Below are 13,371 nucleotides of genomic sequence, written 5' to 3' on the forward strand. Positions count from 1 at the left end.
ACGTTTAGCTTTATTTTTTAAATGGAATCTAAGATTTACTATACAGCTTTGCAGCCTTTTGATGCTAATCATAAGCATGGATTTAGTTGGGAGGACTATTTAGCATTTTCTGAAATTAATCATTTAAAAGAATTAGTATCTTTAGATGGTAATCTTAATAGGTTGTTATTTGTACCAGAGATGGATACAGAAGCAGATTGGGAGCATTTGGCAACAGATCAAGGTTTAGTCATGTTTTATTTTAATACATTGGATTATGTATTAGAAAAAGTAAAAGCGATTCCTTATTTTAATTTGCTAGCAATTGTTAAAGAACCTAATGCTATAAAAGCAGACTTGTCCGACCAATTTGAATTTGTTGGTTATGATTTAATCACAATAGGAGGTGATACTAGTGCTTTAAGTAATGGAGGTGGTTTTGATAACACTTTTTTAGCGACAGATTTAAATACATTAGGTTTAATATCCGATTACAATAAGGTGAAAAGAATACAGCGTGAATTACCATTAAATAATCCAGACCAAGACGACACGACATGTTGTCTTTATGAAGTTTGGAGACATAAAATTATAGGACGAAAACTAACTAACTAAAAGGAAAAACAACTAACAACTTATGAAAAAACTTGCATTACACTGGAAAATTATAATAGGAATGGTTTTAGGAATCATTTTTGGTTTTTTAATGAATAGCGTAGATGGAGGTAAAGGATTTGTTGGCGATTGGATAGCTCCTTTTGGTAAAATTTTTATTAATCTTTTAAAATTAATAGCAGTTCCGTTAATATTAGCATCGTTAATTAAAGGGATTTCAGATTTAAAAGATATTTCTAAAATCAAAACAATGGGGTTACGTACCATTGGTATTTATATTGGAACAACTGTAATAGCAATAATAATAGGTTTAAGTATTGTAAATATTGTTAAACCAGGAGAGGGGATGCCTCAAGAAACTATTGACAAAATAAAAACAACATATCAAGGTAATGCTGATGTAATGATTGGTAAAGCAAAAGTGACTCAAGATGCCGGGCCATTACAAGCTTTAGTTGATATTTTTCCTAGTAATATTTTCTTCTCTTTTAGTGATGCTAATGGAAAACCGGCAATGCTTCAAGTTATTTTCTTTGCATTATTTGTTGGTATTTGTCTATTATTAATTCCAGTAAAAAAAGCAAAACCATTGGTAGACTTCTTTGATTCTTTAAATGAAGTGGTTATGAAAATGGTTGATTTAATCATGCTATTTGCGCCTTATGCAGTTTTTGCATTAATGGCAAACGTTATTATCGCTTTTGATGACACTACAATATTGGTTAAACTGTTAGGTTATGCAGCCTGTGTAGTATTTGGTTTGTTTTTAATGATTTGTTTTTATTTATTATTGATAAAAATATTTACAAAAAAATCACCGTTATGGTTTCTTCAGCGTTTCAGTCCTGCACAGTTATTAGCATTTTCTACAAGTAGTAGTGCTGCAACATTACCAGTTACTATGGAACGTGTAGAGGAGCATTTGGGAGTGGACAAAGAAGTGTCTGGTTTTGTATTACCAGTTGGAGCTACAGTAAATATGGACGGTACTAGTTTGTATCAAGGTATTGCTGCTGTTTTTATTATGCAAGTAATTTGGCCAGAAGGATTAACATTTACAAATCAGTTAGTAATTGTTGGTACCGCTTTATTAGCGTCAATAGGTAGTGCTGCAGTGCCAAGTGCTGGAATGGTTATGTTGGTTATTGTATTGGAAGCTATTGGTTTTCCACCAGAATTATTACCAATTGGTTTAGCGTTGATTTTTGCTGTAGATAGACCTTTAGATATGTGTAGGACAGTTGTGAATGTAACGGGAGATGCTACAGTATCTATGATTGTGGCAAAATCTTTAGGAAAACTTCATGACAATCCTAAACCAAAAGAATGGGACGATAATTACGAAAACGTTAAATAAAGCAACTATGGAAGGTTTTGATAATATTGTATCTGTAAACTGGTTGCAAGCTAATTTAGAACAGCCTAATTTAATTGTTTTAGATGCAACTATTGCTAGAGTAGCGGGTAGTCAATCAAATCCTGAAGAACAACAAATACCTAATGCTCGTTTTTTTGATATAAAGAAAGACTTTAGTGATGTTATGGCAGAATTTCCTAGTACTATCCCGTCAGAACAACAGTTTGAGCAGTCAGCTCGAGATTTAGGTATACACAAGGATAGTTTTATTGTGGTTTATGACAGTAAAGGTATTTACTCAAGTCCTAGAGCTTGGTGGTTGTTTAAAACGTTTGGGCATGCTAATGTAGCGGTATTAGATGGTGGTTTACCGGAATGGAAAGCACACCATTTTAAAACAGAATTCTGTCAAGACAATATAAAATTAACAGGTGATTTTAAAGCAAAATATAACCCGAGTAACGTGGTCTATTTTGAGTCTTTAGATGCTATAGGAAAAGATTCAGAATTTAAAATTATAGATGCCCGTTCAAACGATAGGTTTACATCTAAAGTAAGTGAGCCTAGAGCAGGACTACGATCGGGAACTATACCAAGCTCGGTTAACTTACCATATACTGCGCTTTTGGAAGGTAATACTTTTAGATCAATCAAAGATTGGCAGTCTCTGTTTAGCGGTTTAGCAAAAAGCAATCAACAATTAGTCTTTACTTGTGGTTCTGGTATAACAGCATCAGTATTAAGTTTAGCTGCAACAATTTTAGGATATAGTAATAGTGTTTACGATGGCTCGTGGACAGAATACGGAACTTTAACAACAGAAACAATGGAACACCCAAATAAGTGGTCAAAAGACGAATTATTAGCTTATATATTACTTTTTATAGCACATTCTGATTTAGACGAAAGTAAATCGGAAAAAGAGTATATTTTATCAAGAGTAGATAAAAGTGTGTACCAACGTGTGCATGAAAAATTTGAAGAAGATAATGATTATCAGAGTATTCAGAATATTGTTGAAGCGGTAAAAACACACGACTATTATCGAAATGATTTAGCAGATTTATTTGCAGATATTAAGCTTATGGCTTTTGCTGATGGAGAAATGGATCAAATGGAAAAACTAGCTTATAATACGTTGAAAAAAATATTAAAGTAAAGCTCTGTTTATAAATTGTTTAAGAGTCTTTGTTTAATCTATAAATTTAGATTTTAATTCAGGTGTCGGAATCATACAATTGTCTTTTTTTCCATACCATTTATACCTGTTTTTGGCTATAAAATCGTAGACCCAATTTCTAATAAAAGCAGGAACAATTAAAAACACAGATAGTAAATTGTTTGGTAACCCTAAACGTTTTGCAATATATAATGCAGCGGTCGATTTTACTTTTAAACCTTTGTCTGCAGAGTATAATAATATCGAATCTGTTTTAGACGTATCTAAGTTGTATTTAGCTATGATTTGCTGTCCAATATTACTTTGTAAAGGGGCAAATAGAAACCTGTTATTTGCATCATGTTTTATAACATAAAGCACTGAAGTATTGCAAAGGTTGCAAACACCATCAAAAAGAATTAGAGATTTGTCTTTTGGTAACTGTAACATACCACAAAAATAATTTAATATATTTACAAAAATCAATATTATGAAAACTTTACAACAATGGTTTGATAGTTATGCGGTAAGTCATCAAGACCCTACTAACATAGCAATACATTATATTTGTGTACCTGCAATCTTTTTTAGTGTGGTCGGCCTATTTATGTCTATTCCATCAGGGGTTTTAAATTCATTTTTACCACATCCAATTATTGCCAATTGGGCATTTGTAGTTTTAGCAGTTATTTTGGTGTTATTCTACTTTAGACTATCGGTAAAAGTTGGATTGCAAATGTTGTTATTTTCAGCATTTTGCTTAGTCCTTAATTATTACATTTCTCAATATGTGTCAATATTATACTTTTCGATTATATTGTTTATAGTTGCTTGGATTGGACAGTTTTACGGTCATAAAGTAGAAGGTCAAAAACCAAGTTTTATTGATGATCTTCAGTTTTTATTAGTTGGTCCAGCCTGGGTTATCTTCAAGCTTTTTGGTAAGTAGTATAGGGGACGATTTATAATTGATTAATTAGACTTTATAGTAAACGTAGTTAAGTTACGTCAGTTCGAGTGCTTCTAAGCAGGAGAAGTGTATCGATAAGTTTTTATTATTCTTATCATAATACGCTTCTCGATACAATTTGCTCGTGCCTCACAAATCACTCGAAGTGACGGCTTGGAGTATGACGTTATATTTTAATAAGGTATCTTCACATCTAAACGAATAAGAGTAATCACAACACGCCAGTTAGAGTGCTTCGACGCGGGAGGAGTGTATCGAGAGCTTTAATTTTTTATTAATTTTCTTACGTTAATGTGCTTCTCGATACAATTTGCTCGTGCCTCACAAATCACTCGAAGTGACGGTTCGGAGTATTATGTCATAATTAATAAGATCATAATCACCACATATTAATCGTATAAGAGTAATCACAACACGTCAGTTCGAGTGCTTCGACGTAGGAGAAGTGTATCGAGAACTTTTTATTTTTCTTATCATATTGCACTTCTCGATACAATTTGCTCGTGCCTCACAAATCACTTGAAGTGACGGTTTGGAGTATGACGTTATATTTTAATAAGGTCATATAGCCACATATTAATCGAATAAGAGTAATCACAACACGTCAGTTCGAGTGCTTCGACGCAGGAGAAGTGTATTGAGAGCTTTTATTTATTTAGTAATAACGGTCTCAATACCACTTATAATTCAATTACTATTTCTTTTTAATTGCTTCAACAAGCTCCAATAAGTCTGCATTAACGTTAGTGGTAAACATACCGTAGTTAACAATTGCTTTACCTTTTTCAAACTTATCAATAGTACCAACTGCACGTCCATCGTTCATTCTTACACGATCTCCGACTCTTAAAATTGGTTTTGGTGCCACAGGTTTGTTTTTCTCTTTTTCTTTAGCGTCTTTCTTCTTTTTGCGAATAACTTCTACAGTTTTTTCTGCTTCCTTTTTAACCTGCGTTTCTTTAGCTTTTTCAGCTTTAGCTTGTTTTGCAGTCACTTTTTTACGCTTAGAGTTTTCAATTTGCACCAAACGGAACAATTCTGACATTAACTCCTTTTTCTTTTTATCATTAAAAAACTTCTCTGCAATGTCATTCATTTTCTGACCTAAGTAAATCAGTCGTTGATTACTATCGTATAATTCTTGATAGTTTTCTAGTTTTTTCTGAACCTTAGCATTGATTTCTTCTAACTTATCGGCTTCGGTTTGTTTTTTCTTTTCGTTTACTTTCAGCGATTCGCTTGTTTTTTCAAGCTTAGCACGTTGCTTTTGTAATTTAGCTATCGTGGCATCAAAACGAACTTTACTTCGCTCAATCTTCTTTTTAGAGCGGTTAATTAGACTATACGGAATTCCGTTTTTCTGTGCGACTTCAAACGTAAAACTACTACCGGCTTGTCCTAATGCTAATTTGTACATTGGTTCCAGTGTACGCTCGTCAAACATCATGTTTGCGTTAATCATTTCATCTTTTTCATTAGCCAACATTTTTAAGTTAGCATAATGCGTGGTAATAATCCCGTAAGCATTTCGAGCATAAAATTCTTCCAAGAAGGTTTCCGCTAAAGCGCCACCTAATTCTGGATCAGACCCGGTACCAAATTCGTCAATTAAAAACAGCGTATTTTTATTAATCTTTTTCAAGAAATAATTCATCTGTTTTAATCGGTAACTATAGGTGCTTAAATGGTTTTCAATAGACTGATTATCACCAATATCACTCAATATACGATCAAATAAAAAGGCTTTACTACGCTCGTGTACCGGAATTAAAAGTCCAGATTGTAACATAACTTGTAGTAACCCAACAGTTTTTAGTGTAATCGATTTTCCTCCGGCGTTAGGTCCAGAAATTACTATAATTCTGCTGTCTTCCTTAAGTCCGATGGTTTGCGGAAAGGTCTTTTCTTTTTTCTCTAAATTATTTAAATAGAGTATAGGGTGGTACGCATCACGCAAGTGTAACTCTCTCTTTTCAGAGATTTCTGGTAAGATAGCGTTCATGGATTTTGCGTATTTCGCTTTCGCGGAAATTACATCAATCTCAGTTAAAAATGATTGGTATAAATTTAATAATGGTAGATAGTGACGCATATAATTGGTCACTTCTTTTAAAATACGAACCACTTCCTCGCTTTGTTCGTATTCTAAATTATTAAGTTCTCTTGTATGTTGTAATGTGGTTTCAGGCTCAATGTATACTATGCTTCCGGTTTTGCTTCCGCCCATAATAGCACCTTTAACCTTACGTCTGTACATGGCTTTTACCGCTAACACACGTTTGTTATCCACAACAGATTCTCTGATATCATCCAGATACTCTAAGTTATGATATTGGTTTAATGCCGATGTAAAACTAGAATTAATTTTACCTTTAAGTTTATTAATTTCTTGTCTTAATTGTTGTAATAAAGCAGATGCGTTATCCTTTACGTCTCCAAATCTATCCACAACACTATCTACTTTTTCAATAATAGCAGTGGTTACTTCAATACGTAAACTATGTTGATGTAATCCTGGATAGTAGGTTTCAAATTTTTTAAAAAACTTTACAATCTCATTAGCAGTCAGTGATATTGAGACTAACTTTTTAAGACTATGCGTCTCTAAATAAGTGTTTTCTATTTTTAAAAGCTGTAATTCTTTTGTAATGGTATCAAAACCGTGATTAGGAATACGATTATCATTATAATAAGACGACAAATACTCATTGGTTAGCTGTAACGCACGTAGTAATTCTTCTTTGTCTTTATATGGTAAAATGGTTAGGGTTTCTTGATTACCTAATGCAGTTACGCAATATTCGCTAACTTGTTGCAATACGGTGTAAAACTCTAAATCTTGTAATGTTTTTTCGTGAATATTTATCATCTATGCTTTTTTCCGTGAAGGCGGAAAATCTTTTAATCTTTAATTAGTCTTTTTCTAGCATTACAAATTTACGCAATTGGGTTGGATTTTTTTAAGACACTAACTCAAATATTGGTTAGTCCGCTAAAAAACAAGTTTGTACTTTTTAAGATTGGGTAGTAGTGATTTATTGGTAGGCTTTATTTAGTAAGTTTTTTAGAAAAATAAATACGTTTATGACCTTTGGGGAAATCTTTTATTTCGCCAATAGCTTGGTAGCCATTTTTCAAGTAAAATTGTTCTGCTTGAAAATCAAAGGTGTCAAGCATTGCTATTTCTGCACCTTTCTGGATGGCTATCGTTTCAGCATGTTTTAAAATCTGAGAACCAACCCCTTTTTTTCGATAGCCATCTTTTACCCAAAGAATCTTAATTTCTAAACCATTCCAATACCCAATTCCAGCTAGGATTCCGCCAATTTCTATACCGTTTTCATCTTTAGCAACAAACTCTAAAGGTGTCCAAATGGAAGCAATTGCTGGAACTTTGCTTAAATTATAGTCGTTAATACCATCTACAATAACTTTTATATTGTCTTTGTTGCAAGGTTCTATATTGAATTCCGTTTTTGTGTCCATAATTATTTGTTTGATTTGAGGGGAATTACTTTATTTACTCCGAATAGTTTAAAGATACGACAGACTTTGTAGGTGAGAATAAAATGAAATCAAAACCAGAGATTAAAATATTTAAATCTTTGTTCAATTTTATATTTTCCTTTTTTATAAGCTCTAAAATTGGTTTAGTTTCGATAAGTACCCATTTATCTTTTTTTGCGAGTTCTAGAAGTGGTTGATATGCTTTTCCTTCTTTTTCATCTAAAAAGTCAAATACTTGTCCTTTGTCGTCTTTCCAATATCTAGAGAAACAATTTATCGAAGTTGATTTGGTTCCATTTAAATAAGACAATTCTTTAATTAGGTTACCTAAATCATATATTCCTAACCAATTTTGTCCTCTAGCCAAGTGCATGGATCCCATTTTTATAAAGATTTTGGAAAGTGTATCTGTTTTTGAAGCCGTATTATAATACGATCCAAATTGCTGTTTCATATACTCCATTCTCGTTAAATTATTTTGACTATAATTTTTAACTTCACGCATAGCGTAAATTTTCCAAGATATGATTAAATCTTCTATTATTTTACGCTGTTTTACGTCTGGGCATTTATCAAAAAAGGTTTTTATAATTGTCGATTCTAAAAGATTTTCAAACATTTGGTAACCCTTAACATCTAACTCTTTTTTGTATTCTTCTTTAATAAAGCGTTTTACGCTATTGTATTCAGTTTGTATTAAAGATTTATTATTTGACAAGCTATAAATTTCATCAATTAGAAATAGGTGAGCAGACACAAATTCTTGATCGATACCCCAAATTTCAATATTTTCCTTTAGTGCAGTTTTAAGGAATAACTCATCTTTTTTGCCATCAAAAAAAGGGATTGGGATATCTTGATATTTTGAATAAAAATCAGAATTAAATTTATATAAAGAGTGTTCTTTTTTAATTACAGAAACAATTTTTTCTGTACTGTTTGGTCCAACTTCTATTGCAAAATAGTTAAAATCAGATTGTTTTAACTTTGGTAATAAGACATTAGTTAATTCTGAGATTTCAGGAGAATAATGTTCTTCGCCTAATAAGAAAAATTGACTCTCTAATATTTTTTCTTCCAAGACCGTTGCGCCAGCCCCTATTATATTGCCATTTACGATGTCGAATGTATGTGAAAACTTAGAAATATCGTTGGATTTTAACTTCTCTTGAGCAAAGAACGAAGTTGATAAAAGGGAGAATACAAGAATAAAAAGGGTTTTTGACATGCTACAGTTTTATTTAAATGAATTACCTCTGAAAATTATTAAAGGAAGTCGACTTTAATTTTTAAAAATAGATTTTAGTTCAAAGGGAAAGTTAGACCAGCAGCAAATGCACCCACATATTGTTTGACATATGGCTGATAGAAATACGTAAAACTAATGTCAACATTATGTTTACGTCCTAATTCTAATCCAAGAGAAAAAGGGATATGATAAATTATTCCGGTTTTATCAAAATTATAAAAACGCGTTAATGTTCTAAATTTCCCGATTGATGTTCCTATACCAACCTCGGCATATGGAGCTACGTACGGAATCGGAATTCTGATTCTTGACTTTACGCCTAATAAAAAGGCTTGACTTTCGGCAATCTGATTGGTTGGATTACCATCTAAATCTTTACCGTTTGAATTTGTTATTATAAAACCGGCATACGGTCTAAAATCTACCCAATTGGTTATTTTTAATACTAATTCAGATTGTGCAAAAAAACCTTCATCGGCAAAATCGTCAGTACTGTCAGACGGAAAAGTAATTCCATATCCAATTTGTGCATTTATTGATTTCTCTTTTATAAATTGTGCGTTAGCAATGGTTGACGTTAATAGAATTAGCAGTACAATTAGGTTTTTTTTCATTTGGTTGATTGGTTAAGTAATTTGTTTGGTTTGCTTTTGTAAAAAAGTAAGAACGAAGTTACAATTATCAGTATTTATTTGCAACACTTATGCGTTTTGAAGTGTTTTTTCTTATGGATACTGAAACGAGTTTAGTATGCGGTTCTGGTTGTGATAGTGGTTCTGGTTTTGGTTTTGGGTGTGGTTTTGGTTGAATTAGTACTTGACGTCAATCTGAATTTATTTCAGATTCTCATTATTTGAACTTATCGTGTTGCTTTTCTTAGCTTGTTGTGTGATACTGAAACGAGTTCAGTATGACGTTGTGGTTGTGATAGTGGTTACGGTACTGATTCCTGTTCCGGTTGTGATAGTGGTTCTGGTTTTGGTTTTGGGTGTGGTTTTGGTTGAATTAGTACTTGACGTCAATCTGAATTTATTTCAGATTCTCATTATTTGAACTTATCGTGTTGCTTTTCTTAGCTTGTTGTGTGATACTGAAACGAGTTCAGTATGACGTTGTGGTTGTGATAGTGGTTACGGTTCTGATTCCTGTTCCGGTTGTGATAGTGGTTCTGGTTTTGGTTTTGGGTGTGGTTTTGGTTGAATTAGTACTTGACGTCAATCTGAATTTATTTCAGATTCTCATTATTTCAAGTTATCGTGTTGCTTTTCTTAGCTTGTTGTGTGATACTGAAACGAGTTCAGTATGACGTTGTGGTTGTGATAATAGTTGCGGTTCCGATTCCTGTTCCGGTTATGGTTGTGGTTGATTTTGTGGTTTTAACTGTAGTTGAATTAGTACTTGACGTCAATCTGAATTTATTTCAGATTCTCATTATTTGAAGTTATCGTGTTGCTTTTCTTAGCTTGTTGTGTGATACTGAAACATGTTATGTCTGACGTTGTAGATATAGCTATGCTTAAGCTTCAACTGAAATCCCAATGCTTTTGGCTTTATTTCCGCGAAAGCGATATTATCCAAATTACAACCAGAAAGTTGCTAGTTTACGATTTTAAGTTAATGATGTAGTTATAACATAATCCAACGGTTATGGCTATACCAAAGCTAAGGAGTGTCCCAATCAAGATATATTCGGTTAATTTTCGGTCTTTCGCTTTTGATAAATCTCCGAATCTAAACACTGATTTTGCTGCTATTAGTAAACCTATGGCGCTCCATTGGTTTATGATTATAAATCCAAACACAAATAGGCGCTCTAGGATACCAATGTATTTTCCTGCTTTTTCTAAGGAGTCATTTGCATCATCTTCGTCTAGAATCCATTTGCTCATTATTAAGCGCATTATTACGGATGCTATGGATGTTATAGCAATTAGTGATAGGAGTAATGCTATTGTGTTTTTAGTGTATAGTACGTCTATATCTACGCTGTATGAGGTGTATGCTACAGCGACTAATATTATAATTATGAGATGTGCAATTTGGTCCATTAAAAATAGACGTCTAACATTTATTTTTGAGGTTAAGTGTAATTTAATTAGATCTATAATATAATGCGAAACGACTATAGTTGTTATTCCTAGCCAATACGTGGTGTCAAATTGTAGTATAACTAGTAAGGTTATGGCATGAATTAGAACGTGATAGTATAGGTATTTGGATTTGTGTTTTTTTAATATTTTGTCTTTTACCCAATGGTCTGGCTGAAGCACAAAATCGCCTATGGCATGTGCTAACACCAATTTAAGTACTAGTAGCATCATAACTTTATTATTTGGTTTTTGTAGTAGTGGTTTAGTTGCATAATCTCTTCATAGCCACCGCGTTTTAGGGCTGCACTGATGTTACTTTGAGATTTGTCTAATAGGTCTGCTATTTGTTTCTGGTTTTTTGTTGGATGCTCTAATACGGCTAATATTACTGTTGCTACTGTACTGCTCCAGTTATTGGCGGTTAATACTGCTAAATTAAGCATGATATTTAACGGTTGATCCCAATCTGGAGTATTAGATTTTATGCTTAAGGTTTGCTTTTTTAGAGCTTCAAAAGCTTCGCCAGAGTTTATGAAGGCAGGACCATTGGATTCGGCTATTTTTTTAGCATTATGGGTTTGTTGTCCCAATCCGATGGCGATTCTGACATCATAATTATCGTTTTTTTTAATGGCTGCTTTTATGTGTAACGCTGCAAATAAGGCGTGTTGTGGTGTGGTAACTAACTGAAAACTATCGCCTCTATAAATGTCCCACTGGTGTGGTGCTTGTCCATATTTGTCCAAGGTTTGCTTTAATATATCTAACCATTGCATAACATTACCTTGTCTAGAGTTGATAATATCTCCTGTTAAAACTGCTACCATTTTGATTACTTTTTATAAATGTATCGCTTTTTAAGCAGATACGCAATAATATATGCTTAAAAGCAGATAATTTGAAATATCCGCTATAGGGCAGATATTTTGATTTCTAATATCATTTTATAAAAAACTTGATACCGTCATAACCACTAATGTAAATACAATAAGGGCTATAAATAGTGGCATTACAAATTTAATCCATTTGTTAAAGCCTACTTTTACCACTGCCAATGAGGCTAATATTAAACCTGTTGGGTTTATAAAATAAAACAAGCCTAATCCGTATTGATACGCGTTTACAACAATTTCTCTTCCTACACCAACACTATCTGCTAAAGGTGACATGATTGGCATTGTTAATACTGCCATACCAGAACTACTTGGTATAAAAAAGGATAATCCTCCGTAAATTGCGGTCATGGCGCTTGCAAACACACCTTTGTTCATGCCCTCCGTCATGGAACTAGCATAATATAATAACGTATCGCTAATTAATCCATCAGCCATAATTACAGTTACACCACGTGCTATACCAATAATTAAAGCGACTCCTAATAAGTCTCCTGCACCTTTTACAAATGTGTCTATAAACTCTGTTTCTTTAATTTTTGCAATTACTCCAATTAAGATAGAACCTACTAAAAAGATAGAGGTCATCTCTACAAACCACCATTCTAAAGCCACAACACCATAAATCATGATTATAAAACACAAAGCAAACACTATTAAAGATAGACGTAAACGGGTTGTGAATTGTACGGTTTCGGTTTTATGAGAGAATAATGCTGCTATCTGTTGTTGCTGATCGTAAATAACAGATTTAGTTGGGTCTTTTTGTACACGTTTACCATATCTAATAATATACGTTAAAGCAATAGTTAAACAGGCTAGTAGCATAAAAAGTCTTCCGCCAAGTCCAGTGGTCCAACTAATACCTGCTGCATCACTAGCAATAATAGTACTAAACGGATTAATTGTTGAGCACATAGTCCCAATAGCACTCCCTAAAAAGATAGAGGCGATACCAACCATAGCATCATATTTTGCTGCTAAAAATACTGGGATTAAAATAGGGTAGAAGGCAATAGTCTCTTCAGCAAAACCAAAGGTTGTTCCTCCCGCTGCCACTAAAACTGTTACTAATATAATTAAAATAAACTCGCGTCCTTTTAAGGCTGTTGCCAATTTGCTGATTCCAGCATCAAACGCACCTGTACTATTTATTATACCTATTAATCCTCCGATAATTAAAACAAGGAAAATAATGTCTGCCGATTCTATGATCCCTTTTATTGGTGATTGTACAAAATCGTAAAAATCTTGTGGTTGTGCTTCTAGCTCTTGATACGTATTTGGTATGTTAATAGGTTTGTTAATGTCTCCATTAGTAAATTTTTCTAAAGGAATTTTAATATTCAGCGTTTCTAAGGTTTGTTGAGTTGCTGGTAATGTTTCAGTTTTTTCTAACGCCACTCTTGTAAATTGATTCGCGTCTTTATTATACCCCAAAGTTTGGTACTTACCCGCAGGAACTAACCAAGTTAATAGTGTTACTAATCCTGCTATGATTAGTAAAATGGTTTGTGCTGAAGGGAATTTTATGTTTTTCATCTAAAAAATA

General features: G+C 33.1%; 12 protein-coding genes. 4 read left to right on the top strand and 8 right to left on the bottom strand.

Annotation, left to right across the window (positions count from 1 at the left end; genetic code table 11):
• The first annotated feature begins 21 nt into the window (after positions 1-21).
• From BMZ09_RS11485 to BMZ09_RS11495, 3 genes are read left to right on the top strand one after another with little or no spacing between them, the layout of a single operon-like run.
• Entirely contained in the window at positions 22-594 is a 573-nt protein-coding gene (locus BMZ09_RS11485; RefSeq protein ID WP_090840708.1) for a hypothetical protein, read from the top strand.
• A gap of 22 nt (positions 595-616) precedes the next feature.
• Positions 617-1,951, top strand: coding sequence for a dicarboxylate/amino acid:cation symporter (locus BMZ09_RS11490; RefSeq protein ID WP_090840710.1), 1,335 nt, complete (start codon positions 617-619; stop codon positions 1,949-1,951).
• Complete coding sequence (locus BMZ09_RS11495) at positions 1,899-3,110, top strand: rhodanese-like domain-containing protein (RefSeq protein WP_245741140.1); 1,212 nt, start codon at positions 1,899-1,901, stop codon at positions 3,108-3,110. Before BMZ09_RS11490 ends, BMZ09_RS11495 begins: the two co-directional genes overlap by 53 nt.
• A 33-nt stretch (positions 3,111-3,143) precedes the next feature.
• Here BMZ09_RS11495 and BMZ09_RS11500 read toward each other — a convergent pair whose 3' ends face one another.
• Positions 3,144-3,560 carry a thiol-disulfide oxidoreductase DCC family protein gene (locus BMZ09_RS11500; RefSeq protein WP_090840712.1) on the bottom strand — a complete coding sequence of 139 codons (417 nt, stop codon included), beginning with the start codon at positions 3,558-3,560 and terminating at the stop codon, positions 3,144-3,146.
• Between the two features lie 40 nt (positions 3,561-3,600).
• On the opposite strand from BMZ09_RS11500, the gene BMZ09_RS11505 reads away from it, so the two are divergent.
• Positions 3,601-4,059 carry an Mpo1 family 2-hydroxy fatty acid dioxygenase gene (locus BMZ09_RS11505; RefSeq protein WP_090840714.1) on the top strand — a complete coding sequence of 153 codons (459 nt, stop codon included), beginning with the start codon at positions 3,601-3,603 and terminating at the stop codon, positions 4,057-4,059.
• 715 nt (positions 4,060-4,774) lie between these two features.
• Here the strand turns inward: BMZ09_RS11505 and BMZ09_RS11510 are convergent.
• The 7 genes from BMZ09_RS11510 to BMZ09_RS11540 all read right to left on the bottom strand — a co-directional run bounded on the left by BMZ09_RS11510 (position 4,775) and on the right by BMZ09_RS11540 (position 13,361).
• A complete protein-coding gene (locus BMZ09_RS11510) occupies positions 4,775-6,949 on the bottom strand; it encodes an endonuclease MutS2 (RefSeq protein WP_090840716.1) in 2,175 nt (724 codons plus the stop codon).
• Positions 6,950-7,128: 179 nt separating this feature from the next.
• Positions 7,129-7,566 (bottom strand): GNAT family N-acetyltransferase, encoded by a 438-nt coding sequence (locus BMZ09_RS11515; protein WP_090840718.1) that lies wholly within the window; start codon positions 7,564-7,566, stop codon positions 7,129-7,131.
• A gap of 34 nt (positions 7,567-7,600) precedes the next feature.
• Positions 7,601-8,815 (bottom strand): hypothetical protein, encoded by a 1,215-nt coding sequence (locus tag BMZ09_RS11520; protein ID WP_090840720.1) that lies wholly within the window; start codon positions 8,813-8,815, stop codon positions 7,601-7,603.
• A 74-nt stretch (positions 8,816-8,889) separates the two neighbouring features.
• Positions 8,890-9,450, bottom strand: coding sequence for a hypothetical protein (locus tag BMZ09_RS11525; RefSeq protein ID WP_090840722.1), 561 nt, complete (start codon positions 9,448-9,450; stop codon positions 8,890-8,892).
• 987 nt (positions 9,451-10,437) lie between these two features.
• Positions 10,438-11,157, bottom strand: a complete 720-nt coding sequence (locus tag BMZ09_RS11530; protein ID WP_090840724.1) for a DUF3307 domain-containing protein — start codon at positions 11,155-11,157, stop codon at positions 10,438-10,440.
• Positions 11,154-11,753, bottom strand: coding sequence for a SatD family protein (locus tag BMZ09_RS11535; RefSeq protein ID WP_090840726.1), 600 nt, complete (start codon positions 11,751-11,753; stop codon positions 11,154-11,156). Before BMZ09_RS11535 ends, BMZ09_RS11530 begins: the two co-directional genes overlap by 4 nt.
• A gap of 117 nt (positions 11,754-11,870) precedes the next feature.
• Entirely contained in the window at positions 11,871-13,361 is a 1,491-nt protein-coding gene (locus BMZ09_RS11540; protein WP_090840728.1) for a YfcC family protein, read from the bottom strand.
• Between the last annotated feature and the right edge of the window lie 10 nt (positions 13,362-13,371).

Origin of the sequence: Olleya namhaensis, assembly GCF_900114005.1 — a bacterium.
GTDB classification, from domain to species: domain Bacteria; phylum Bacteroidota; class Bacteroidia; order Flavobacteriales; family Flavobacteriaceae; genus Olleya; species Olleya namhaensis.

Excerpts from the sequence above, each read along its gene's own strand:
- BMZ09_RS11485 (WP_090840708.1), top strand. The coding sequence starts at position 22 with ATGGAATCTAAGATTTACTATACAGCTTTGCAGCCTTTTGATGCTAAT.
- BMZ09_RS11490 (WP_090840710.1), top strand. The coding sequence starts at position 617 with ATGAAAAAACTTGCATTACACTGGAAAATTATAATAGGAATGGTTTTA.
- BMZ09_RS11495 (WP_245741140.1), top strand. The coding sequence starts at position 1,899 with ATGACAATCCTAAACCAAAAGAATGGGACGATAATTACGAAAACGTTA.
- BMZ09_RS11500 (WP_090840712.1), bottom strand. The coding sequence starts at position 3,560 with ATGTTACAGTTACCAAAAGACAAATCTCTAATTCTTTTTGATGGTGTT.
- BMZ09_RS11505 (WP_090840714.1), top strand. The coding sequence starts at position 3,601 with ATGAAAACTTTACAACAATGGTTTGATAGTTATGCGGTAAGTCATCAA.
- BMZ09_RS11510 (WP_090840716.1), bottom strand. The coding sequence starts at position 6,949 with ATGATAAATATTCACGAAAAAACATTACAAGATTTAGAGTTTTACACC.
- BMZ09_RS11515 (WP_090840718.1), bottom strand. The coding sequence starts at position 7,566 with ATGGACACAAAAACGGAATTCAATATAGAACCTTGCAACAAAGACAAT.
- BMZ09_RS11520 (WP_090840720.1), bottom strand. The coding sequence starts at position 8,815 with ATGTCAAAAACCCTTTTTATTCTTGTATTCTCCCTTTTATCAACTTCG.
- BMZ09_RS11525 (WP_090840722.1), bottom strand. The coding sequence starts at position 9,450 with ATGAAAAAAAACCTAATTGTACTGCTAATTCTATTAACGTCAACCATT.
- BMZ09_RS11530 (WP_090840724.1), bottom strand. The coding sequence starts at position 11,157 with ATGATGCTACTAGTACTTAAATTGGTGTTAGCACATGCCATAGGCGAT.
- BMZ09_RS11535 (WP_090840726.1), bottom strand. The coding sequence starts at position 11,753 with ATGGTAGCAGTTTTAACAGGAGATATTATCAACTCTAGACAAGGTAAT.
- BMZ09_RS11540 (WP_090840728.1), bottom strand. The coding sequence starts at position 13,361 with ATGAAAAACATAAAATTCCCTTCAGCACAAACCATTTTACTAATCATA.